Source organism: candidate division KSB1 bacterium (assembly GCA_034506335.1).
Taxonomy (GTDB): domain Bacteria; phylum Zhuqueibacterota; class Zhuqueibacteria; order JANLFK01; family Oleimicrobiaceae; genus Oleimicrobium.
This window is the reverse complement of record JAPDPR010000018.1, coordinates 1-24,262: the sequence shown is the minus strand read 5'-3', so window position 1 is coordinate 24,262 and position 24,262 is coordinate 1. Positions and strand designations below refer to the sequence as shown.

General features: G+C 59.6%; 21 protein-coding genes and 1 pseudogene. 21 read left to right on the top strand and 1 reads right to left on the bottom strand.

Annotated elements, in window-relative coordinates:
- The 9 genes from ONB25_07290 to ONB25_07250 all read left to right on the top strand — a co-directional run.
- Nucleotides 1-781, top strand: a 781-nt coding sequence (locus tag ONB25_07290; protein ID MDZ7392678.1) for an amidohydrolase, incomplete at its 5' end; no start/stop codon positions are given.
- A 163-nt stretch (nt 782-944) separates the two neighbouring features.
- Nucleotides 945-2,231, top strand: a complete 1,287-nt coding sequence (locus tag ONB25_07285) for a Glu/Leu/Phe/Val dehydrogenase (GenBank protein ID MDZ7392677.1) — start codon at nt 945-947, stop codon at nt 2,229-2,231.
- Nucleotides 2,232-2,481: 250 nt separating this feature from the next.
- Entirely contained in the window at nt 2,482-5,271 is a 2,790-nt protein-coding gene (locus ONB25_07280) for a PEP/pyruvate-binding domain-containing protein (GenBank protein ID MDZ7392676.1), read from the top strand.
- Between the two features lie 16 nt (nt 5,272-5,287).
- On the top strand, nt 5,288-6,457 hold the full coding sequence (locus tag ONB25_07275; GenBank protein ID MDZ7392675.1) for a carboxypeptidase-like regulatory domain-containing protein: 1,170 nt from the start codon (nt 5,288-5,290) through the stop codon (nt 6,455-6,457).
- Complete coding sequence (locus ONB25_07270) at nt 6,457-7,599, top strand: carboxypeptidase-like regulatory domain-containing protein (protein MDZ7392674.1); 1,143 nt, start codon at nt 6,457-6,459, stop codon at nt 7,597-7,599. Before ONB25_07275 ends, ONB25_07270 begins: the two co-directional genes overlap by 1 nt.
- Before the next feature lie 157 nt (nt 7,600-7,756).
- Entirely contained in the window at nt 7,757-8,206 is a 450-nt protein-coding gene (locus ONB25_07265; protein MDZ7392673.1) for an HIT family protein, read from the top strand.
- 36 nt (nt 8,207-8,242) lie between these two features.
- Entirely contained in the window at nt 8,243-9,205 is a 963-nt protein-coding gene (locus ONB25_07260) for a hypothetical protein (protein ID MDZ7392672.1), read from the top strand.
- Between the two features lie 279 nt (nt 9,206-9,484).
- Nucleotides 9,485-10,897 (top strand): beta-lactamase family protein, encoded by a 1,413-nt coding sequence (locus ONB25_07255; GenBank protein MDZ7392671.1) that lies wholly within the window; start codon nt 9,485-9,487, stop codon nt 10,895-10,897.
- 25 nt (nt 10,898-10,922) lie between these two features.
- Complete coding sequence (locus ONB25_07250; GenBank protein ID MDZ7392670.1) at nt 10,923-11,666, top strand: class I SAM-dependent methyltransferase; 744 nt, start codon at nt 10,923-10,925, stop codon at nt 11,664-11,666.
- A gap of 217 nt (nt 11,667-11,883) precedes the next feature.
- On the opposite strand, the gene mscL is transcribed toward ONB25_07250, so the two are convergent.
- Nucleotides 11,884-12,333, bottom strand: a complete 450-nt coding sequence (mscL, locus tag ONB25_07245; GenBank protein MDZ7392669.1) for a large-conductance mechanosensitive channel protein MscL — start codon at nt 12,331-12,333, stop codon at nt 11,884-11,886.
- Between the two features lie 287 nt (nt 12,334-12,620).
- Here mscL and ONB25_07240 point away from each other — a divergent pair, with 287 nt between their 5' ends.
- The 12 genes and pseudogenes from ONB25_07240 to cas3 all read left to right on the top strand — a co-directional run bounded on the left by ONB25_07240 (nt 12,621) and on the right by cas3 (nt 24,132).
- Nucleotides 12,621-14,000, top strand: a complete 1,380-nt coding sequence (locus tag ONB25_07240; GenBank protein ID MDZ7392668.1) for an ATP-binding protein — start codon at nt 12,621-12,623, stop codon at nt 13,998-14,000.
- Entirely contained in the window at nt 13,969-14,445 is a 477-nt protein-coding gene (locus ONB25_07235) for a response regulator (GenBank protein ID MDZ7392667.1), read from the top strand. Before ONB25_07240 ends, ONB25_07235 begins: the two co-directional genes overlap by 32 nt.
- Before the next feature lie 294 nt (nt 14,446-14,739).
- Nucleotides 14,740-15,414: an FAD-dependent thymidylate synthase gene (thyX, locus tag ONB25_07230; GenBank protein ID MDZ7392666.1), complete on the top strand. Its 675-nt coding sequence runs from the start codon at nt 14,740-14,742 to the stop codon at nt 15,412-15,414.
- A gap of 13 nt (nt 15,415-15,427) precedes the next feature.
- Nucleotides 15,428-16,309: a lipoyl synthase gene (gene lipA / locus ONB25_07225; GenBank protein ID MDZ7392665.1), complete on the top strand. Its 882-nt coding sequence runs from the start codon at nt 15,428-15,430 to the stop codon at nt 16,307-16,309.
- Nucleotides 16,306-16,788 carry an acyl-CoA thioesterase gene (locus ONB25_07220; GenBank protein MDZ7392664.1) on the top strand — a complete coding sequence of 161 codons (483 nt, stop codon included), beginning with the start codon at nt 16,306-16,308 and terminating at the stop codon, nt 16,786-16,788. The genes lipA and ONB25_07220 overlap by 4 nt, the downstream gene beginning before the upstream one ends.
- 11 nt (nt 16,789-16,799) lie before the next feature.
- The gene (locus tag ONB25_07215; GenBank protein MDZ7392663.1) at nt 16,800-17,882 is read left to right on the top strand and encodes an AIR synthase family protein; all 1,083 of its coding nucleotides are present in this window, start codon (nt 16,800-16,802) and stop codon (nt 17,880-17,882) included.
- A 4-nt stretch (nt 17,883-17,886) separates the two neighbouring features.
- Nucleotides 17,887-18,330 (top strand): annotated as a pseudogene (gene def, locus ONB25_07210) (peptide deformylase).
- 207 nt (nt 18,331-18,537) lie between these two features.
- Nucleotides 18,538-19,011, top strand: a complete 474-nt coding sequence (locus ONB25_07205; GenBank protein MDZ7392662.1) for a ferritin family protein — start codon at nt 18,538-18,540, stop codon at nt 19,009-19,011.
- Between the two features lie 58 nt (nt 19,012-19,069).
- Complete coding sequence (locus ONB25_07200; protein MDZ7392661.1) at nt 19,070-19,378, top strand: hypothetical protein; 309 nt, start codon at nt 19,070-19,072, stop codon at nt 19,376-19,378.
- Between the two features lie 46 nt (nt 19,379-19,424).
- Nucleotides 19,425-20,366, top strand: coding sequence for an ROK family protein (locus ONB25_07195; GenBank protein ID MDZ7392660.1), 942 nt, complete (start codon nt 19,425-19,427; stop codon nt 20,364-20,366).
- A 127-nt stretch (nt 20,367-20,493) separates the two neighbouring features.
- The gene (locus tag ONB25_07190; protein MDZ7392659.1) at nt 20,494-21,501 is read left to right on the top strand and encodes a D-cysteine desulfhydrase family protein; all 1,008 of its coding nucleotides are present in this window, start codon (nt 20,494-20,496) and stop codon (nt 21,499-21,501) included.
- 240 nt (nt 21,502-21,741) lie between these two features.
- Nucleotides 21,742-24,132, top strand: a complete 2,391-nt coding sequence (cas3, locus tag ONB25_07185) for a CRISPR-associated helicase Cas3' (GenBank protein ID MDZ7392658.1) — start codon at nt 21,742-21,744, stop codon at nt 24,130-24,132.
- Nucleotides 24,133-24,262: the final 130 nt, after the last annotated feature.

The window sequence follows — 24,262 nt, the reverse complement described above, 5'->3', positions numbered from 1 at the left end:
GGGCGAACAGGGAGGTGCAGCGCTGATGATAGCTGAAGGGGCCCTGGAAAACCCGAGGCCATCGGCCATCTTTGGCTTGCATGTGTTCCCATTTCCTGCCGGGAGCATCGCCTACTGCCCTGGCCCGGCAATGGCCGCGGTGGACGAGTTGCGCATCACGGTCAAGGGGCGGCAGACGCACGGTGCGTCGCCCTGGCGGGGTGTGGACCCGGTGGTGGTGAGCGCGCAGATTATTTTGGGCTTGCAAACGATTATCAGTCGCCAGGTGAATCTTACCGAAGCTCCAGCAATTGTCACCGTGGGGAGCATCCACGGGGGGGTGCGCAACAACATCATTCCAGACAAGGTGGAGCTCTGGGGCACCATCCGGAGCTTTGGCGAGCAGACGCGTGAAGAGCTGCACAAGCGCATCAGCAGGATGGCCTCCTCCATCGCCGAGGCCGCCGGTGCCCAAGCAGAGGTGCAGATTATTCGCGGCTATCCCGTATTGGTGAACGACCCGGAGTTGACGCGCCGTATGCTCCCGGTTCTTGATCGCATTTCAGTAGGAGGAAAAGCCACACAGGTGCCACCGAAGACTACCGCAGAGGATTTCGCCTACTTCGCACAGGAAATCCCCGGCCTGTTCATTAACTTGGGGGTAGGCTCCAGGGGCGCGGACCCTGATACAGTGGCGGAAAACCACTCGCCGCGTTTCTTTGTGGACGAAAGTGCGCTCATGGTAGGTGTCAGGGCTCTGGCCCACCTGGCTGTGGCCTATCTGGAAAGCCCTCGCCAGTGATTCGTGCCGCCCAACGCGGGAGGGCGTTAAGAGCACGTCGAAAGGGCCAAAAAGTGGTTGTTCGAGTGAGTTCTTTTGTATATATTTGCGCGCATTTTACGGGAGTGGGGCGCGGGCCGGCAGGTAGCCACCCGGCGGCAAGGAACCAAAGAGGGAGGATTTTATGAAAGCAGAAGGCTATAACCCTTTCGCAACGGCCCAAGCGCAGTTTGATAAAGTCGCTGAGATGCTCAAACTGGACCGAGGGACCAGGGAGCTGTTGCGGAACACTCAGCGGGAATACCATTTTAGCATTCCTGTGAGGATGGATTCTGGGGAGGTACAGGTTTTCCGCGGCTTTCGCGTGGTGCACAACGACGCGCGCGGTCCGGCCAAGGGCGGAGTGCGTTTCCATCCCCAAGAGACCATTGACACGGTGCGCGCACTCGCAATGTGGATGACCTGGAAGTGCGCCGTCGTGGATATCCCTCTTGGCGGAGGAAAGGGAGGCGTGGTGTGCAATCCCCACGACCTCAGCATGCGCGAACAGGAGCTTCTATGTCGTGGGTGGGTCAGGCAAGTGGGGTGGGACATTGGCCCGGTGCGGGATGTACCTGCTCCCGACGTCTACACAAACCCGCAGCACATGGTGTGGATGATGGACGAGTATGAGACCATGCACGCCGGCAAGTACCCAGGCGTCATTACCGGCAAGCCAGTGGGCCTCGGAGGCTCACTGGGCAGGACGGAAGCCACCGGATACGGCGTGGTCTATACGGTGCGCGAGGCCCTGAAGGAGCTGGGCATCGACATCAAGGGCACTACCGCGAGCTGTCAGGGCTTTGGGAACGTTGCCCAGTACGCCATTGAGCTGTTTCAGCAGCTTGGAGGCAAGGTGGTCGCTGCCTCATATTGGGATGAGGGCGATAAGACCGCCTACACCTTCCGCCGCGACAGCGGACTGGACATGAATGAGCTTTGGCCGATTACGGACCGGCTAGGCGCGATCGACAAGGCTAAGGCAAAAGCGATGGGCTACGAGATACTGCCCGGCGACGCGTGGATTGAGCAAGATGTGGATATTCTGATCCCGGCGGCGCTGGAAAACCAGATCAACGGGACTACGGTCAACAAGATCAGCAAGCGGGTAAAGCTGATCGCCGAGGGAGCGAATGGACCCACCACCCTCGAGGCCGACAAGGTGATACAGCAGCGGGGTATCTTCCTCATTCCGGACTTTCTTGCTAACGCCGGCGGAGTAACGTGCAGCTACTTCGAGCAGGTCCAGTGCAACACCAACTTTTTCTGGACAAAGGAAGAGGTCTTGCAACGGCTGGACGAGAAGATGACCACAGCCTTCCACAACGTGTACGAGCTGGCCAAACGCCGCAACCTCTACATGCGTGATGCTGCCTACGTCATCTCCATCGACAGAGTTGCACAGGCCGTGAAAGCGCGTGGCTGGGTGTAGGCGAAAAAGGGAGGGCCCACACTCGTTCGCTAGGGGCAATTCGCCGCCTGGAGCGCACGGGCATTGATTGGTTGTGAATGAACGGACGAAGGCGTCCACACGGTGGACGCCTTCTCTCTTTTGCAGGGTGGATTTTCTCTGTTGCGCGGGAACCAAAGATGTGCTATATTTCCCGTGAACAGAGACAGTCCGTTGGCGGTGGGCCGCCCCACTGCGCCGAGGGGACAGGGAGTGCGTCGAGGTTAATAGCATGGCCGACCACGATACACATTTCGAGAACCTGGTCCGCGAACTGAAAGAGCGGGAAAAGGAACTAAACTGCCTTTACCGCGTCCAGGAGGTGCTACACGAACAGGGGAAGGAGCTTGGCGAGTTGCTGCGCCAGGTCGTGAGGGTTCTGCCTTCCGGCTGGCAATACCCTGAGCTCTGTCAGGCGAAGATTGAGTACGAGGGGGAAGTATTTCAGACCGACGGGTACACGGAGAGCCCCATTGCGCAGAGGGAAACACTCTTTGTGCAGGACAAGCCCGTAGGCCAGATAGTGGTCTCTTATGTCAGTGAGGTCCCGAAGGGGAGGGATGGTTATTTCTTACCCGAGGAAGGCAAGCTCTTACGTACCGTGGCTGATCTTCTCGGTCACGCCATTCTTTACCTGGAACTGAAGCGCCTCTATTGCAAATGGGATGGCCTTGGTGCCGGCGCGTACGGTCGGGAGGGGGAGCGGTGGCTGGCCATTGTGGAGACTCTGCGCAAGACAGACCGCAAGCTCTACTTCTACTTGGCGCGGAAGATGCTGCGTCAACTCTGTCGCGCCGGCAACGAACACGCGGTCAGCCTTCTGGGGGAGTTCGGCTACAGTGAGGCGCTCGCCGACCAGCTGCAGCCAGAGGACCCGAACCGCCCGAGCCAGAAGCAGTCGTTGGAGCAGATTCTTGCCCTCAGCGACCGAGTGTTTCAGATCGCGGCCGAGCACATGAGTGGGGAGCAGATCGTGCTCTCCATCGAGCGCTGGATCCGCGAAGACAAAGCGATGTTCTTCGTGCGCGCCATTGACAACCCCAATAGCTCGCTGGATGAGGTCATCAACGCCATCTCCCGCTACCGTCTCAGTTCCAGCGCTGATGTGGAGCTCTCGCCTGCCAATGAGAAGGGCGTACTTGTCTCATTGATTCGTCGGCTCTTCTACGAGCAGCTAGAGCTCATCAACGTGGCCAAGCGGTACGTCACACTTCCAGACGTTTTTTCGCTCACCGACCGCATCGTGTATCACGAGGAAAGCCATGGCCATCTGGGGGGAAAAAGCGCCGGGCTCTTTCTCGCCGAGCGCATTATTCGCAGACTCGAGGATAGGTATCCGGTGCTGCGAGACGTGCGGACCCCCAAGACCTGGTACGTCACCTCCGATACCCTCACGCACTTTCTTAACTACAACGGACTGGAGGACGTGCATGAGCAGAAGTACAAGGACCTCGAAGAGATTCGCTTCGAGTACCCGAATCTCATCCAGATTTTCAAGCACTCTTACTTTCCGCCGCGCATCGTCAGCGGGCTGAACGCTGCGCTAGATGACCTGGGTGACTCGCCCATTGTCGTGCGCAGCTCCAGTCTTCTGGAAGACCGTGCAGGCGCGGTCTTCTCAGGCAAGTACAAGAGCCTTTTCCTTGCCAATCAGGGGAGCAAGCAGCAGCGGCTGGAGGCGCTGATGGATGCCATCGCGGAAGTCTACGCTTCCACCTTTGCCCCTGACCCCATCGAATACCGCATCGAGCACGGGCTACTAGATTTCTTCGAGGAAATGGGGATCATGATTCAGCAGGTGGTGGGCCACAGAGTTGGGAACTATTTCTTGCCCACTTTTGCAGGTGTGGCTTTTACGCACAATGAGTTTAGCTGGTCGCCGCGGATACGCCGCGAGGACGGAGTCATCAGGATGGTGCCTGGCCTTGGCACTCGTGCCGTTGATCGCGTGGGGGACGATTACCCGACGCTGGTTTCCCCAGGCAAGCCTAATCTCCGCGTGAACACCACGCCAGAGGAAATTGTGCGTTACTCGCCTAAGCGTGTTGACCTCATCAATTTGCGCACCAATTCGTTCGAGACTGTGGATTTTGCCCGGTTGGTCCGCGAGCACGGCGAAGAGATTCCAGGGTTGGAGTTGGTTATCTCGATCTTTGACGGGCAGATGTTCCATCATCCCACGTCCCTTTTCAATGTGGACCTGGGGAGGGAGAATGTGGTAGTGACCTTTGAAGGGCTCCTGCAGCGCACCAATTTCACTGAGCAGATCCGCACGATGCTGGAAGTGCTGCGGGAAAGCTTTTGTATGCCGGTGGATATCGAGTTTGCCCACGACGGGAGCCACCTTTACCTCCTGCAGTGCCGGCCACAGAGCCGGGCCCGTGGGGCCACTCCTTCCCCCATACCAAAGGATGTCCCTCGCGAGCGCATCGTTTTCACGGCCAATCGCTATGTGTCCAACGGCCAGGTGCCGGCCATCACGCACATTGTCTACGTGGACCCTGCGGCCTACGACAGTCTCTCTGAGCAAGGGGAGCTCCTGCAAGTGGGACGAGCCATCGGTCTACTGAACAAGCTGCTGCCCAGGCGTCAATTCATCCTCATGGGGCCAGGGCGCTGGGGCAGTCGCGGGGACGTGAAGCTTGGGGTCAGCGTGACCTATTCGGACATCAATCGGAGCGCCATGCTCATCGAGATCGCGCGCCGCAAGGGCAACTATGTGCCCGAACTCTCCTTTGGCACCCACTTTTTCCAGGATCTGGTGGAGTCGGCTATTCGCTACCTGCCGCTCTATCCAGACGACGAGGGCGTGGTTTTTAACGAGGCCTTCCTCTTGCACGCGGAAAACCAACTTCCAAGATTCCTGCCCGAGTTTGCCTGGCTGTCGCACGTAGTGCGAGTGATCGACGTGCCGGCCGCGACCAATGGGCAGGTCCTGCGGGTGCTTATGAACGCCGACGAAGAGCGGGCGATAGGGTTCCTGGCGGAGCCAGAGGGAGCGCAGAAAGCGGCAGGAAAATAGACACCTCTTGGGTCTGGTGGCGCCATTACAGGCAAAACTGCGAGCTCGCATTGAGCGCCTGGGCCTGGGGCTGATGCCTGGCAGGCGAGATCACGAAGCCGTTTCTGCAGTGATCCGTCCGGAGACGTGTCTTGTGCTATTGTGGCTCCTGTGGCTGAGCGCGGCACAAGTTTTCGGCCAGATGAGCCGGTGTACAGTGTACGGACGGGTGGTGGATGCCAGTACAGGCGAGCCCCTCGCGCTGGTGAATGTCTTCTTGTCAAACACGATGATCGGCACCACTACTGACCGGGAAGGGTTCTATCGCCTGGGCAATATCCCCTTGGGCAGCCATGAGCTGGTCGTGTCGATGATGGGCTACAAGGTGCAGACCGTTCCTCTCCGCTTTGGCGCCCCGTCCACGACAGAGTTGAACTTCCGCCTGGAGCGACGGGTGCTCCAACTGCCCGCAATACAAGTGGAGGCCCCCCGCGCAAGAGATTGGGAACGGAACATGGCCATCTTCCTGCGCGAGTTTCTCGGACAGACCCCCAACGCGCGGCGCTGCCAGATCACTAATCCAGAATATGTCGACGTCGTATACGACAAGGCATCCGGCATGATGACCGCCACCGCTGCAGAGCCGCTAGAGATCATCAACCGCGCCCTGGGCTACCGGATCAAGACGGTGCTGATGGAGTTCAGTTTTGGCCATGGCAGGTGCAAATACGTGGTCAAGCCAATGTTTGAGGAACTGGAGCCGCGCAACGAAGCTGAGCGGCAAGAGTGGGCCAGGCGGAGGATGGAGGCATACCGGGGCTCATTTCGACATTTCTACCAGGCGCTGGTCAAGTTCCGCCTGAAGGAAGAGGGCTTTTTCGTCGGTGCTGTGCGTTCTCCTGGAGAACGGGCGTACTACGCGTACGTGACCAGAGAATCGCAGCAGAAGTTGTTCTCTCCTGGCGATTTTCCCGGCGAGACCAAGCTTCACTTTGGCAAGTATTTGCAAGTGGTGTACCACAGGGAGTCGGATGAGTTCGCGCTCACCTCTACGCAGACCTCCTACCTTGAGGCGCTTGCGGACACTGTGATAGTCTACGAGCCCGGCTACACGGGCGAGGAGGGCGACCTGATCCGCTACGGTCGTTGGGCGCAGGATCGCATGGCAGAAGCCCTTCCTTTTGACTATCTGCCGGAGGGCGAGTAGTGGCCTGCGCGAGCAGTGCACGGTGTTATGCCGCCACACTAGGCGTGGTGTGCCGGCCTGTGCGCCTCGTGGGGGCCGTTCTTGCTGGGTGGATTCTCTGGGCCATGGTCGGACTGGTGGCGGCGTCGGCTGCACAGCGGGAGGAGCGCTTTTCTATTGCGGGGAGGGTGACAGATGCCGCCACCGGCAGACCCTTAGAGCTGGTCAACGTCTTCCTTGCCCAGAGTACTATCGGGGCTGCCAGCGACAGCAATGGGTATTTTCTCATTCGGAACATTCCGCAAGGCCACTTTGAACTTGTCGCCTCCCGCATTGGCTACGCCCCCGCATCCTTTTCCCTCCGCATGCCAGAAGACGACGGTCGGGTCATTAATTTTGCCCTGAAGCCCACGGTGCTGGAGGTCCGGCCAATCGAGGTGCGCGCAGAAGACCCGGAAAAGTGGCGTGCCGAGCTGAAGCGCTTTTGTGAGGCGTTCGTGGGCACCAGCGCCAACGCTAAGAACAGCACGATTCTGAACCCAGAGGTTCTTGATTTTGCGCGAGACGAACAGGGAAAGACCCTGCACGCCACAGCCAGCGCGCCGCTTGAGATTGTCAATCGGGGCCTGGGCTATCGCATCCACGCCGTGTTGGTCTCTTTCGCACTCACCGGCGATGTCTCCCACTATCAGGCAAAGGCGCAGTTTAGCGAGCTTGAGGCGGCAGACCAGGAGGAAGCGAAGACCTGGGCCGAGAACAGGCTCCGCGCCTACCGTGGTTCTTTCCGCCACTTCTTGAACGCCCTGCTTTCGGGTACCACAAAAGAGGAAGGCTTCTCAGTGTGGCGGACCCCAAAGCTTTACAGCTATCGCCAGGTGAGCTATGATAGCCGGGCAAAGCAGGCACAGCTTTTCTCGCCCGGCGATGATCGCTTTACTCTTAAGCTCCATTTCCCAGGTTTCCTGAAGGTCATGTACATCCTGGAACCAGATGAATTCACGCAGGGCAGCTATCAGGTATCACTGATTAGGCTGTCCAAGGACACCGTGCTGGTCAACATCGCAGGGTATGCCTTAGACCCCGCAGACATTGTCCGCTATGGGCGATGGTCGCATGACCGCATGGCCGAACAACTACCGTTCGACTATGTACCGCCCAGGTGAGGTGCGACAGCCAATGATGTGACAGTTGCGGCCGCGTGGGCCTCGGTTGTGGAAACCCTTCGAGGATGGTGAAGTAGGAGGTTGGACGTGACCCCCCAGAGGGACCGGGGTTAAGGGCGGGGTTCTCGCGTTGCAGCCTAGGTGGAGAAGAGCGGAAATGGAACAGCAAGGTGAGCCAGGGTGTGTGTTTTGCGAAATCGTGGCAGGACGGAGACCTGCGAGCGTCGTGCACCAGAACGAAAGGTGTTGGGCCTTTATGGATATCCGGCCAGTGAATCCTGGGCACGTGTTAGTCATTCCGGTGCACCACGCTGCGGGGTTGTCGGAGCTCGATCCTGAGGATGGGGCAGAACTTTTCCGGATGGCGCAAAAGGTGGCTCAAGCGTTGAGATCGAGCGGGGTGCGCTGCGAAGGGGTGAATCTGCATCTGGCGGACGGCCGCGCTGCTGGGCAAGAGGTCTTTCATGTGCACCTGCATGTGGTGCCACGATTTCGTGGCGATGGCTTTGGCTTGCGCTTCGGTCCCGATTATGGGCGCATGCCGCCGCGTGCCGAACTAGATGCACTGGCGGCCCAACTGAAGGCGCACCTCCAGGCGCACCGCTGAAACACCAGACCGTGCAACGATAGTCGAGGTTCGCTCGTGGACTTTACTCCTGCCGTGTACGAACATGCCGCCCGGTTGATCGGCAAAACGCCGTGGCAAACCTCCCGAGACGCAGCCTTGTTGTTCCAGGCGCACGCGGCTGCCTTTCGCCTGTACCGCCATTCTCCGGTGGTCGTGGGCATAGATATTTATAACCTGGAGGCGGAGGCATACGGCGCCGAAATTGGTGAACCGGATGGGCACGGCCTCCCTGCGGTGACGCGGTATCCCTGTCCCGAAGTTCGCTCCATACTCCAGCTGAAGCCTCTGAACGCTACCAACGCTGGCCGCATCCCGATGGTACTTGCCGTGGGCCAGCGATTGCAAAAGGAACTGCCGGAGGCGAATGTGAGCGTGCCGGTCAGTGGGCCCTTTTCACTCGCCTGCAATCTGGTAGGATTCGAAACTCTGCTGTGTGCGCTTGTGAGCGACCCCGGAACTGTAGGAAAGGCGCTTTGCCATCTGGTAGATGGACAGCGAGCTTTCTGCGCGGCAGCGCGCACGTACGGCCTAGGCGTGACCATCTTCGAATCGGCGGCAACACCACCGCTCCTTTCCCCTGAGCTCTTTGCCGAAGTGGAGTACCCGGCATTGGTCCGACTGGTGGAGGCCGCTTCGGAGCTCCTCGGCCGTCCCGCACCGTGCATAATCGGGGGCAATACGGCTCCTATCGCGGAGATGTTGTTTCGGACCGGCGCCGGTTACCTCATCTGCCCTTCTGAGACTGACCAGCCGGCGTTTATGAGCGTGGCAGCACGCTATCCGGAGGTGACGGTGCGCGTCAACATGGACCCGTGGACCTTGGTTCATGGCGACGAGGACACAGTGCGGCGGGAGGTGGAGCGCGTGTTTCAGCTGGCCACAGGTCGTCCGCGAACGTGTATTGGCACCGGGGTGCTCCCCTACGAGGCTGAGCCAGAGAGGGTGCTGCGCCTCAAGCAGTACGTGTCCTCCCTGTAAGGGGACAGCGCCAGCGCCAAGGATCTTGCAGACGAGGCTGATGATACGACACTGTCGAACTGACGGGGGGATGCCTACACGGAGTGGTCTTCCGCAGCGCGGTCGCCTAACTGAGAGGGAAGATCGAAAGAGCTCGGCTTTCTTCTTTCCGGCAGTGCGCGAACGTGGGGCTTTGGCGTGTCCGTGCTCTCTTCACGGCGGATGTACTTTTTGCACTTTATGCACGTGCGTCAATGGCGGGGCTCTAATGTGCGAGGGATCTACACGAGGAGTTCGGTGATGAGACGGATCGTGATTGCCATGCTGCTCGTGGCGTGGTGCTGGAGCAGTGCTGCCGACCCGGGGCAGGACTTTGCGGCACAGATGCAGCTCTTGGAGACCTGGGTCGGAGAATTGATGGCCTACTATCGCCTCCCTGGTCTGGCTATCGGGGTCGTGCGGGACCAAGAACTGGTCTATGCCAAAGGTTTTGGCTACGCTGATCTGCGGACTAAGGCCCCGGTCACCCCGCGCACGCTCTTCCGCGTGGCCTCCATTACCAAGTTGTTCACGGCCACCGCCGTCATGCAGCTTCGTGATGCGGGCAAGTTAGCGCTGGATGACCCCGTGCAGAAGTACCTCCCGTGGTTTTCTTTGCAAGGGCGTCGACCTGAGTGGCCGGCGGTGACCATCCGACAGCTCCTCACGCACACCTCTGGCATCCCTCGCGAGGCTGCTTTCCCGTATTGGACGGACCACCGGTTTCCCGCACGTGAAGAGATGGTCGCCAAGCTTCCGACCCAGGAAATGGTATTCCAGCCGGAAACGAGGTGGAAGTACTCCAATCTCGGCATGGCGCTCCTGGGCGAGATTGTTGCCGTGGTGAGCGGCACCCCTTACACTCAATACGTGACCGAGCACATCTTGCGTCCCTTGGGCATGAACTCCTCGTTGCTGGAGGTAGCCCCGGGTACGCCCGGGCTAGCAACCGGCTACTTGCGGCACGTGGAGGGGAAGGGGCGCGAGGTTGCGCCTTTTACCGATGCGCGGGGGCTGACAGCAGCGGCGAACTTGGCCAGCAACCTCGAAGACATGGGGCGCTTCTGCGCCCTCCAGTTCCGCTATGACGATTTTTCCCCGCAGGCCGTGCTCAAAGGGAGCACGTTGCGGGAAATGCACCGGGTGCACTGGCTCCGGCCGGACTGGCAGAGCGGATACGGTTTGGGCTTCAGCGTGCGGCGTGTCGGGGGCCGCACGGTGGTCGGTCACGCCGGCTGGGTGGCCGGCTATCGGTCCCAGGTGCTCCTGGCACCCGAAGAGAAGGTGGCAGCAATCGTTTTCTGCAATACAGAGGACTTTGACCCAAACACCATCGCCGTCAAGGCCTTGGGACTTGCTGCAGAGACCTTGGGAGCAAAGCCCGCGAAGGTACCGTCTGCGTTCGACTCCACCTGGGTCCGCTTCGTGGGCGCATACGAAGACCCCACCCACTGGCGGACGGACGTACTGCTCTTGGGCACGCGGTTGTACTTGTACGGTTTCAGCTACCCGCCTGAGGATGATCCGACGGAAGCTTTGGTGGAGCTGGAGCCCATAGGTCCGGCCACGTTTCGTCGCGCTAGCGATGGGGAGCCTGTCTCCTTTGAAATGGATGCGCGGGGCCGGGTCTTGCGCGTGAAGGTAGGCGAAAACTTTATCTACCCAATCAGATGAAAGGCTACCTCCGAGGCCCTGGGTCATGGCGGAGAAGCACTTTTACGAGCAGCGAGCGTTTGCCGAGCGCTACCTCGTGCCCTTTTTCCAGAAGCACGTACCAGGTTTTTCTCAGGCACGCGTGCTCGAGGTGGGGTGCGCAGAGGCGGGATTTCTCGACGTGCTCTACGGGTTGGGGATCCAGGGGGTGGGACTTGAGCTTTCCCCGGCGCGCGTGGCCCTGGCCAAGGCAAAAAACCCTGGACTGGAGGTGGTGATCGGGGATATCACGGAGCCCGCCTGCGTGAATGCGGTAGGCGACAATTTCGACCTGGTGGTAATGCGCGATGTGATGGAGCACGTGGTGGACCGTGTTGCTGCTATGCAAAACGTGAGGCGACTGCTCAAAACAGGGGGCTATTTCTATGTCTCCTTTCCTCCCAAGTACTCCCCGTTTGCCGGCCATCAGCAGGTGGGGCGCTCAGTGCTTAGACTTGTGCCCTACCTCCACCTTCTGCCCGCCCCTTTGCTGCGCCGTTTGGGGCGGCTGGCCGGCGAAGCCGAGTACCAGATCGCCAACATCATAGCCAATAGGCGTCACGGTCTGAGCATTGCCTCTTTTGAGCGGCTTTGTCGCGAGCACGGCTTGAGGCCGGTGGTGCGGGAGTTGTTTCTCGCGCGGCCTGTGTACCGGGTCCGGTTTGGTATACCGTGCATTCGCCTTCCCAACCTCCCTGGAATGCGCGAGCTCCTGACCCTGGGCTACGAGGCATTGTATCGCCTGACCTGAGTGCCGCCCGTGGAACGCGGCAGAAAGGGCGTACAATTCCCCGCTGGCGTCCGGATCACAGGAAGAGAGCGCAGCGGCCGCCGGCTCATGTCCGGGGCGTGGTCACTGCCGAGAAGGGGAGATCGGGCCTGGTGTGTGTGGAACTTTTGGCAGGCCTCATAGGATCGCTTTCCCCTAAGAATATGGTGGGCCCTGGGCGCAGAAGTGTCTCTGCATCTCACTTGAGCACGATACCGCAGTGAGCGCAACGCGTCGCCTTGATGGGAATTACTGATAGGCACTCCGGGCACTCCTTGGTCGTGGGGGCAGCCGGAGCAGCCTCTTCTTTGGCCCGAAGAGCGTTGATCCCTTTTACCACCAGGAAGAGCGCAGCCCCGATGATGAGAAAGTTGATCAGCGTGGTGATGAACACGCCATAGTTGAAAGTGACTGCCCCCAGCGCTTTGGCAGCCGAGAGGCTTGGATAAGGCTTGGGGCTGGTGCCTTCGCGGAGCACGATGTAGAGGTTGCTGAAATCAACTTTGCCGAGAAGCAGGCCGATCGGCGGCATGAGGATGTCGTCAACCAGTGACTTGACGATGCTGCCAAATGCGGCGCCGACCACAATCCCCACCGCCATGTCCACCACGTTGCCTCGCAAGATAAACTTCTTGAATTCCTGCAGCATATGGCCCTCCTTCCTTTATCTGCGCCCAGGTGGCCCTTACGCGCCAATTTAGTCACATCATGTCGAAAAGGCAAGAACAATCTTGGGCCCAAGTCAGTAAAGGCGCAGGTAGGAGGTAGTGGGGCGTGCAGTTCCTTGTGGTACATCAAGGTGAGCTCTCTTTGTGTTGACGGTCCGGCGAAGGCTTGAGCTCAGTTTTTGTCCAATTCCCGCTTGAATATTCGGCAAAAGTTTCGCATATTTGCAGGCGCGATGGAAGACCGAGCTCGTGTGAGGTGACCTGCGGCATGGCCAGAGGCAAAGCTCCTGACCTCTCGTGGCTGATCAGCACCTACTTTTCTGACCCTTCGCGACGCCTGAAGCTAGCCAGGGGCGAGAAACTCATGGTGCAGGGGGGATACAACGACCGCCTCTACCTGGTGTTAAAGGGGGTGCTCGTGGGGTGTGTGCGCGGCCCAGGTGGTGCGCGTTACGAGCTCTTTCGCGCCACCCGCAACAAGTTCGTGGGGGTGTATAGCTTTTTTTCCCGCACATTCGTGAGTTCCGCGACGGTACTTGTGGAACGGGATGCAGAAGTGGCTTATATCGACCAGAACGAGCCGGTACGTGATCCCTCGCGTGGCACTTCGCTTTTCGAGCAGTTCATGCCCGTGGTGGTGATGGATCTGAAGTACCGCCAGCAACGCGAGCTTCAGATCGCCCGAGAAAAAGAGCGCACTCTCCGCCGTCTCATCCACACCGAACGTCTGGCTTCCTTGGGGCAGATAGCTGCTGGCATAGCGCACGAACTGAACAATGCCGTGGCCGTGCTCGAGCGGAACACCGAATGGCTCCGGGAAAACCTGGTTGGTGTTCTCGCGGGTCAGTCGCCAGAGAAGCTGGAGTACTTCCGCCTAGGGCTGGAGCGGGGGCGATGGCAGACTACGCGCGAGGTGCGTGAGCGGGAAACGGCTCTGCAGCAGGCCTATGGACTCGATGCTGAAATGGCGCACAAGCTCGCGGAAATGGGTGTGTCCTCGGAGCAGCTTGCGCGCCACGGCCGCGAGGCGACAGCCATTGCGGAGAGCCTCCACTACTATTGGCAGTTAGGTGCCACACTGCAGGATATGGCCGTGGCGGCAGAGCATGCGGCGCACGTGGTCAAGTCCGTCAAGTACTTAGCCACCCAAGATACCACTTTGGAGGGGTTGGACGTAAACAAATCTATCGGCGAGGCCCTCATCCTCCTGAGCAGCCCTTTGCGCAAAGTGGACCTCAAGTTGGATCTCGGCGAACTGCCGCTCGTGGCCGCAAGCAAGGGGGAGCTGGTGCAGGTCTGGTGCAATCTTATTCGGAATGCCGTCGAGAGCATCGCCTCTGACCCCTCGCGCAAAGGAGTAATCGGCGTGAGCAGCCGGGCAGTGGACCAGGCGGTGGAAGTGTCGATAGTCGACAACGGACCTGGCATTCCACCACACCTTTTGCGAAGGATTTTTCAGCCCAATTACACCACCAAACAGAAAGGGTTGGAATTTGGCCTCGGGTTGGGGCTTCCTATCGTGGAGAGAATCGTCACGAGCTACGGGGGGCGGATCGACGTCACCTCCCAACCTGGTAGGACAGAGTTTAAGGTCACCTTACCGATTCGAGGAGGGTATGGAAAAGCTGAAAGTGTTGTGCATCGATGACCAGCGGGAAGTGCTTGCTGCGCTGCGCAAGGACCTTGAACCTCTTTCCGCGGTGTGTGCGTTTGTTGAGTGTGAGTCGGCAGCCGAGGCTGAGGAGGTCCTGGCAGAGATGGAACGAACCGGTGACCACCTGGCGCTGATCATTTGCGACCACATCATGCCTGGGAAGAATGGCATCGACCTGTTGGCCGAGCTCACCCAAGCCGGGCGATTCTCGGAGACCAAGAAACTCCTGCTCACAGGTCTTGCCACCCATGAGGACACCATCTACGCCATCAACGAGGCGCACATCGACCGATACGTGGAGAAGCCATGGGACCCGGCACAGCTGCAGCAGGCGGTAAGGATCCTGCTCTCCACGTACCTCGTGCGGTCGGGGCTTGACTACGGGCCTTACATCGAACTGCTGGGGCAGGCGGATCGCAGTCAAAGGCAGGGGCAGTAATCGGCCAGCGAGCTCCGGTCGCCCGCGGGACTGGTCGGACCTTAGGGCCACAATCCCAACCACGAGTTCGGTGCCCGCACGTACCACTTCCATCCTCTCCGGCGCCTACCCGTCATCCCTCGGGCCACACGCTCTGTTTGCCCACATGGACAGACAGAGCCATGGCAAGATTTTCCTTGAAAATTTGCCAAATATGGTGTAAACTTTACCCACATCGAGACAGGGCCTGCAGCGAGGAACTTCATGGCAGTAGAGGGCAACAGGCGGGGTAGACCGGCAAAAACCACCGGTGGCGTGGAAGAGCGGGTTCTTGACAAAGGGTTCGTGCGCCTGGTGAACTTCCTAGGGGGCGACGCGGCCGTTGTCCGCGCGGCGCGCGTGTCGGTGGGGCAGGAAAGCAAAGGCGAGGAACGCGACCGGCAGCTCATCGACTATCTGCTCCGCCATCGACACGAAACCCCCTTCGAACACAGCGTCTTCACTTTCCACATCAAGTGCCCCATCTTTGTGGCCAGGCAGTGGTTTCGCCATCGCATGGCAAGCTACAACGAGATCTCGGGTCGCTACACTCGCCTGGAGTACGAATTCTACCTCCCTGAACACCTGCGCAGCGAGAAAGGGCCTGATTATCAGTATGGGCTGCTTGGCGAGGAGGCCGATAGCCGACTGCGTGGCCAGATGGCCGAGCACTTTTCGCGAAGCTACGAGCTTTATCAAGCTTTGCTGGCCGAGGGCGTGGCAAAGGAACATGCCAGAATAGTGCTCCCCCTTGCCTTGTACACCCAGTTCTACTGGACGGTGAATGCCCGCTCCCTGATGAACTTCTTGAGCCTGCGCACCGATCGGCATGCCCAGGAAGAGATAAGAGAATACGCCCAGGCGATCATGCGCATTTTTGCCGCAAAGATGCCCTGGACGCACCAGGCCTTTGTCCGTTACTACCTTGGTACCCGCCCCCATGATGAATAGCAGGAAAGAGGTCATGGTGGACAAAGTGAGCCTCGGCAGGCAAAGGGTGGCGAAGCGTCCGCCGTGGCTCAAAGTGCGCCTCCCCAGTGGCGAGGAGGTTAGCGCGGTCAGGGCTCTAGTGCAACAACATGGCCTGCACACCGTTTGTCAGAGCGCGCGCTGTCCCAATATCGGCGATTGCTGGGCGCGGAAGACGGCCACTTTCATGCTTTTGGGAGATGTGTGCACTCGCGCCTGTACTTTTTGCGCAGTCGAGCATGGCGTGCCCTCACCAGTTGACACGGGCGAGCCAGCGCGAGTGGCGAAGGCAGTGCAAGCCCTCGGCTTGGAATATGCCGTTATTACTTCGGTCACGCGCGACGACTTGCCGGACGGGGGAGCCTCTCACTTCGCGGCCACCATTGAGGCGGTGCGTGCGTTGCGCCCTCAGTGCAAGGTGGAGGTGCTGGTGCCCGACTTCGCCGGCTCTGTCGAGGCGTTGGCCATTGTGCTGTCTGCCCGCCCTGATGTGTTTAACCACAACGTGGAAACAGTGCCCCGACTTTATGGCCGGGTGCGGCCGCAGGCAGATTATCGCCGCTCACTGACGCTCTTGGCACGGGCCTCTCAAGCCGGCCTGATCACCAAATCTGGGCTCATGGTTGGCATGGGCGAGACCACGGATGAGATTCAGCAGGTGATGGCCGACCTTCGTGCGGCGGGCTGCCGTATGCTCACCGTCGGGCAGTACCTCCAGCCAAGCAAGAAACACTTGCCAGTGCATCGTTTCGTGGCGCCGGAAGAGTTTCAGCAGGTGCGCGAGTTGGGCCTGGCAATGGGCTTTGCGCACGTGGAGGCCGGCCCCCTGGTGCGCAGCTCCTACCATGCCGCTGACCAGGTGAAGGTGATGCGATGAGTCGTTCCGCGGCAAGCAAAGGCGACGCTGCCAGGGAGCACCGGGCCGAATCCAGCTTCATAGCCATGCCCGGGGATGCCAACACCATCGGCAGCGTATTTGGAGGAAGGATCTTGCAGCTCATGGATATGGTGGCCACCATTGCTGCCCGCCGGCACACGGGCACGCGCGTGGCTACCGTAGCCGTGCACCAGGTCCGCTTCCTGAAGCCAATTACCGTGGGCCAAGTGATGGTCGTCAAGGCGAGCGTCAACAGGGTATTTGGCAGCTCCATGGAAGTGGGCGTGAAAGTGTGGGCAGAGGATACTTATGCCGGCACGGTCTATCACGCATGTTCTGGCTATTTTGTCTTTGTGGCCTTGGGGGAAGACGGCCGCCCGCAACGCGTGGGTGACGTGGCTCTGGAGACTGAAGACGACCGCCGCCGCTGGCAAGAGGCCGGCGACAGACGGAAATCCGCACGAGGAGGAGAAGATTAGAGGCACCACGCATGGAGCGGAGTAACCCGAAATTGCCTCCGTTGGGCAAGATTGATTTTGACTTCTTTGACAAGGTGATCTACCCGCGTCTTGGTGCGGCGGATGCGAACGTGATCCTCGGACCCAGACACGGCGTTGATTTTGGCGTGCTGCGAGTGGGTGAGCACGTGCTGGTCTTCTCCAGCGACCCGGTCTTCATACAGCCCTCCCTGGGCTGGGAGCGTGCCGCCTGGTTTGCCCTGCACATCTTGGCCAGCGATGTGGCTGTTAGTGGCATCCCCCCGTCGCACTTGACCATCGACCTCAATTTGCCGCCTGAGATGACCGAGGAGGTGCTGGAGGTCATTTGGGATACGATTCACAGCGAGGCGCGCCGGCTGGGCATTGCTATCGTGGGTGGGCACACCGCGCGCTACGCCGGCTGCTCATACCCTATGGTCGGCGGAGCGACCATGTTCGGCGTGGGCAAGCCCGAGCAGTTAGCTGACCCCCGCAACGTACGCCCCGGCGACGTGGTGCTCATCACCAAGGGGCCGGCCGTGGAGACCACCGGCCTGATGGCCGTGCAGTTCCCTGAGTTCATCGAAAGGAAGCTGGGGCCGACGGCGCTGAAAAACGCGCAGGAGATCTTTTACCAGATGTCAGTAGTCAAAGATGCGCGCGTGGCCTGCGAGGTGGGCGGTGTGGTTGCCATGCACGATGCCACTGAATGCGGGGTACTCGGCGGTCTCTTCGAAATGGCCATGGCCGGCAACTACGGCCTGCGCATCGAAAAGGAGAAGATCGTCATACAGGATATCGTCAGGCAGACCTGCACCGTGTTTGACATCGACCCTTACAAGGCCATAAGTGAGGGAACCCTAATTGCAGTGGTGCGGGCAGAGAAGGCAGATGCTATTGTGACCGCACTGCAGGCCGAAGGCGTCATCAGTTCAGTGGTGGGCGAAGTGCTGCCGGCCGCGCAAGGCCTGAGTCTCGTGGAACAGGGCGTGGCTCGCCCCCTCACGCACCCGCGCGTTGACCCGTTTTGGACCCGTTTCGAGGAATACCTGGCCATTCAGCAGCAGGCGGCAAAGGTCAAACAGCAAGGGTGACGACATGGCCACGGACGAGCTCATGGAAGTTCGTATTTACGGAGACCCGGTGCTGCGGATGCCGGCGGCGCCTGTGGAGAAGATTGATGATGAGCTGCGCGCCCTCATCCCCGCCATGGTGCGCACCATGCGGGAGAAAGACGGCGTGGGGCTTGCCGCAAACCAGGTGGGAGTGCTGCGGCGCATCATCGTCGTGGCCGAAGGCGAAAACCTCCACATCCTCATCAACCCAGAAATTGTCAGCTGGAGCACCCGCACTCTGGTGGATACCGAAGGCTGCCTGAGCCTGCCGGGCCTCCAAGCGGAGGTGGAGCGGGCCACCAAGGTCGTGGTGCGAGGCCTGGACCAGGACGGGCATCAGGTGGAGCTGGTGGCGCGTGGGCTCTTGGCCCGCATTTTCCAGCATGAGATCGACCACCTCAACGGGGTTCTGTTTATCGATCGCATGAAGGAGGGCACCCTCCAGTGGATTCGCCGCCGCGAAGGGAGCGACGAGGTGGACTATGTCAGCACGGACCTGGCGGAGGTGAGGCGCACCTATCGCCAGCGGTATCATGGTGGACGGACAGATGTGGTGTTTGACCGTCCATCCGCGCAAGTGTCGAAAGGGACGGAGCGTTAGCAGGAAAAGCGGAACCAACAGGGAGAGCGACCAATGGGAAGCCTGTTCTATGCCAACGAAATCGTGAAGATGAACATCACAGAGGAGCAGAACGGAGCAGCCTACTACACGGCGCTTGCGGAAAAGGCGCGCTCCAAGAAGCTCCGGGCGGCAGCAGCGCGCATCGCTGAGCAGGAGCGCCACCACGAGAAGCTTTTTACCGAGCTGCTGGAGAAGCTGGGCGAGCCGGATGTGGCCGAGAGCTACCCGGGGGAGTATGATGCTTATGTGAAAGCGCTCCTGAACTACAAGATCTTTCCTGATGCCGAGGCTGCCGCCGCCATGGCCCGGGAAAAGTCCGATGCCGATGCCGTCAAACTGGCCATCCAGACCGAGCGCAATACGCTCTTGCTCCTGGAGGAGCTGCGGAAGCATGTGCCAGATGCCGAACGCAAATACGTGGATGTTACCATCCGGGAGGAGCAGCAGCACCTGGCCGATCTGAACGCCATCCTGGCCGAGCTGTGAGCGATGGCAGCCGGGGGCTGCTACAAAGAGGTCGCCACCACAAGCGGGAGGGAGATCCGTGGCTAAGGAACGTCCTGTCTACGCGCGTAAGCTCTCTGACGAGGAGGTGAGGGGGCAGTACATTCTGGTGCAACGGGGGAACCTGGATATGTTTCCCAAGCCGGGCAAGCCGTTCAAGCTCAAGATTGGCGGGGCGTACCACGAGGCTACGGTGCTCGCTGTGGAGTGCTGGAGCTTAGGCCCACGCAAGCCCACGCAGACCTTTCGCATCGACATGCGCCCGTTTGCCGGGAAGGTGACCCTCCGGTATGGCCACAAAGTGACCATTGCAAAAGTCAAAGAGGGCTATTACGAGCTGCTGGAATGAGTGCTCTGGTCGGGGGCGAGCCTGTCCAGAGAGGTGGAGAGAAGCCATGGAGCTCATTGTGGGCCTAGACCTGGGAGGGACATTCCTCAAGGCGGGTCTGGGCGACAAAGCGGGGAAGTTGCTGCACAAGGGGATACGGCCATCCGCGGCGAACGCGCCGGCGCAGGTCATCTTTGAAAACATGTTCGCTGCTGTGGAGGAGCTCATAGCGCTGGCCCGGCAGCAGGGAGGTCACGTTCGTGCCATAGGTGTGGGGAGCCCTGGCGTCATTGACGTGGATAGAGGTCGACTTTTGGGACAGAGTCCCAACCTGCCCCACTGGGCGGACGTGGACATTGGCGGGGTGATGTCCGAGCGTTTCGGTCTCCCTGTGGTGGCCGATAACGACGCCAACCTGATGACGCTGGCCGAGGTGACCTTGGGCGCGGGGAGGGGGTGCCGCCATGCCGTCTGTCTCACTATAGGGACTGGCATAGGGGGCGGCCTCTTCCTGAACGGCGAGATTTATCGCGGCAGCCGCTACGCAGGCGCGGAATTGGGGCACACGCTGGTAGAGTTCGATGGAAGGCCATGCCCGTGCGGCGGGCGCGGGTGCCTGGAGCAATACGCCTCGGCCCCGGCAACAGTACGCGACTATGTGGCCCGGCTGGAAACCTCGGGACGATCGGTGCCTGAGAAAGTAGATACCAGACTCATCTTTGAGCGTGCGCGCCAGGGTGAGCCCGAGGCGCTGGCTGCCGTAGAGCAGACCTGCACCTACCTCGGCGCGGGTATTGCCAGCTTTGCCAATGCCCTCAACCCCGAAGTGGTCATCATCGGCGGCGGCGTAGCCGATGCAGGCGAATTCTTCATCGCGCGCGTGGCCGACGCGGTGCGGAAAAGAGCCATGCCCACCGCCTGGAAGGATCTCCAAATCCGAAGAGCAGAGCTGGGCAACGACGCGGGGATCATCGGTGCCATCCTCTTCGCGGCAAAAGCAACAGGCTGAGCATACCAGGCACCGGCAGCAGTGTGAGCGTCATTCTCTGTTGGATTGCGCCCGGGGGTATTCCTGGCGCAGGCTCTTCCGACGCCCAGGGGGTTCCCCGATGGCTTGACAGCATGGAGGTGCTGCAATGCAATTCTCCTACCCTCCACGAGTTGCACTTGCGCATTTGCCTACCCCAATCCACCATCTTGAACGCCTTTCACGCAGCCTGGGGGGACCAGACCTCTACCTCAAACGGGATGACCTCACCGGCTTTGCCTTGAGTGGGAACAAGGTGCGAAAGTTGGAGTTTGTGCTCGCCGATGCGCTGCGCAGAGGGGCGACTGCGGTGATCACGTGCGGCGGGCTGCACTCCAACCACGCGCGCGCCACTGCAGTTGCCGCAGCCCGCCTTGGTCTCAAGTGCCACCTCGTACTTCGGGGCGAGGCACCAGCGGTGTGGGACGGCAACGGCCTCATAGACAAGCTGGTGGGCGCGGAGGTCACTTTCATCACTCCTGAACAGTACTACGGCCAACGCGACGAGATCATGGCCGAGAAGGCAGCGGAACTGGAGCGGCGTGGCGAGCGCGCATACGTCATCCCCGAGGGGGCTTCGAATGCCCTGGGTGCGGTGGGGTACCTGCAGGCCGGCGATGAGATCGCGCACGACCAGGAACGGATGGGGGTGCGATTTGACGCGGTAGTCTTTGCCGTGGGTTCCGGAGGTACGTACGCAGGGATGTTCTTAGCAGCCAAAATCGCAGGGCTGCGCACGCGTGTCGTCGGCATCAATGTGTGCGACGATGCGCCTTACTTTGTTCGCCGCATCGCCGGCATCATCGAAGAGTTCAAAGCTCTTTTTGGCGTGGAGCTGGAGTATGCGCCGGAGGAGATCCAGATCATCGATGGCTACGTGGGTCTGGGGTATGCTCAGAGCCGCCCGGAGGAGTTGGCCTTCATCTGTGAGGTGGCGCGCACAGAGGGGGTCCTGCTGGACCCTGTCTATACAGGCAAAGCAATGTACGGTTTGGTGGACCAGATCCGCCAGGGGCGCTTCCGCCCTGGGGAGAAGGTGTTGTTCATCCACACCGGCGGGGCGTTTGATTTGTTTCCGCTGCGGGAGGAGCTGACAAGGGTTGGATATGCGCACTGAGTTCGCGTTCCCGGCGTGCTCCGCGCTGCGGTAGGGATTTGCGACTGGCACGTCAAGTGGCCGCAAGCGCTTGCGTGGTGAGCGCCTTCATAGACTCAAGATCCGAGTTGCGGGCGGCCTTTGATGGGAATGAATGGTTTTCGCTGTTGGCGACTTGCCTCAGTAGCCGTTCGGCTCCCTTGGATGGTTCGACTGAATCGCCGAGATGCAGGTCTACGTTGGGGAATAGGACGGAAAAGGATGGATGAAGCTTTTGCAGCCATTTTCAATGTCGTTGCCCCGTACGGTCGTTTCCAGACAGAGCCAGCGAAGCATCTTCTGGCTGGGCGAAATGTGATTTTGCAGGCTCCAACCGGCTCGGGTAAGACCAAAGCAGCTTTGTTTCCCTATTTACTAGCCCGTCAGCAAGGCCTCGATTTTCCCCGGAAGATGCTCTATTGTGTGCCCATGCGGGTGCTGGCCCGTAGCTTCTGGGATGACTTGAAGAAAGATCAACCCAGCCTGGACGCCCGTCTGCAAACCGGTGAGCAACAGGATGACCGAAGACTGGAAGCTGAGATCACTTTTGCTACGGTTGACCAGGTGCTCTCCAGTTTCCTGAATATCCCTTACGCATTGAGCCTGCGCCAGGGCAATGTGAATGCTGGAGCAGTGGTCTCTTCCTACCTGGTCTTTGACGAGTTTCACCTGTTGGATCCCGAATCAACCCTGCCCACTACCCTGGAAATGCTGCGCATGTCAAAAGGGATCACACCGTTTCTCTTGATGACCGCGACCTTCTCTCAGGAAATGCTCGCCCGGCTGGCCTCTATGCTGGATGCCGAAGTGGTGACTGTCAGCAATGAGGAGCTTCGGAGAATTCCCACCCAGAGGGATAAGACACGTCGGTTTCACCGTATGGAGGCACCGCTGACGGCTGAAGCTGTGTTACGACATCACCGCACCCGCTCTATCGCCATCTGTAACACAGTGGAGCGAGCCCAGGACCTTTTTGAGGAGCTTTGCACCCAGGCCGGTCCAGGCACCCAGGTTATCCTCCTCCATTCCCGATTCCTGCGAGAAGATCGGCGGCAAAAGGAAGACAGTGTGCGTCGGTTCTTCGGCAAAGACGGAGAGAAAGCAGGCAGCATCATCCTCGTGGCTACGCAGGTTATTGAGGTGGGATTGGACATTACCTGTGAGCTCATGCATACGGACGTGGCTCCCGCCAGCGCCATCCTGCAACGGGCCGGCCGCTGTGCCCGTTTTGAGGGTGAAGAGGGCGATGTCTACGTTTACCAGGTGCCCCTTAACCAAAAGGGTGAGCCGAACTATGCTCCCTATCTTGGCCAACAGGCAACTTTATGCGAGAAGACCTGGGAAGCACTGCCCTCGTTTGAGGAAGAGAACATGGATTTCCTGGCCGAGCAGCGCCTGGTGAACTTAGTCCATGCCGAGGCTGATGGCCGGATGCTGGATGGTCTGGAACAGGCCCGCTATGCCCATCGCCAGGAGGTGAATAAAGCTATTGGGCAACAGGAGATAGGGTTGGCTCGGAGCCTGATCCGCCATGACGATTCGGTTACTATCCTAGTGCATCCAAACCCATTGGAGATTGAGAACCCTTACGCCCTGGAAGGCTTCTCCCTGTTTTTCGGGACACTGCATGGGCAGTTCAAAGCGTGGCAAGAGGCCGGGCTGCCCAATGAAGAGGTTAGCTGGCTGCTCAAATACCCTCAGGAAAAGGGTGCTGACGAAGGCGAGGATCGCCCGACCCGCTACGAGTGGATTGTAGCTAGAGAGCGTCAGGAATTGAAACGTTCTGCCATTCACGTGGTAAATCCCCTTTTAGTGACATACGACTCCACTACTGGCTTCCGTTTTGGCCCTGGCGGGGGGTTCCAATCCCCATTCCAAAAAAGCCAGGTAATAGAGAAGGAAAAAGAACGGCGCGGGTATCGCCGCGAGAGCTACCAGGAGCATATCCAGAAGATGCTGGCTGTCTACCAGGCTCAATTATCTAAGGAGATGAGTTACGCTGCTAATCGGCTGGAGCAGCAAATGGGCCTGCCAAAAGGGTCGTTGGAGAGGGCGGTTCATCTGACTATTGCCTTGCATGATGTAGGCAAGATGGACCGGCGCTGGCAGCGGTGGGCTCATGAATGGCAACGGCGGATCGGCGCGCCAGTAGCAGAGGAATACATGCTGGCCCATACCGACTATAATCCCGACGATCCTCGCCATCAGAGTGTTGAGGCTGAGATGCCTGGCTCTCGCCCGCCACACGCTGCCGAAGGCGCAGTAGCTGTATTCAAGGTACTATACCGGCTTTTGGGTATGCCGGGGCAGGATGATCCTAGCTTTAAACTGATGAAAGCGGTCTTCAGTGCCATTGCCAGGCACCACTCGCCGAGGGCAGACAGCTATCAGGGGTTTGACCTACACCAGGCCGCTGTGACAACTTTGGCCCAGGTCCTGATGGATCTTAATGCCGGTCCCCATGTACACAACTCCCTGGTGATGAACAGGCGTCCGCAACCCATCACCGGCCTTTTGATACAGCCCGATGCGAGGGATGAGCTTCTGGCCTATTTCCTTATCGTACGAGCCCTTAGACTGGCAGATCAGGGGGCGATGGTTGTCAACGAATAGATAACGAATAAACGAATGATGGTGGAGGAGGAATACATAAGGAATAAGCGAATGATGGTGGAGGAGGAAGACGATGTATCAGGACACTTACTATGTGGACAAGCGTACCGGCACATTCGCCGATGTGTTC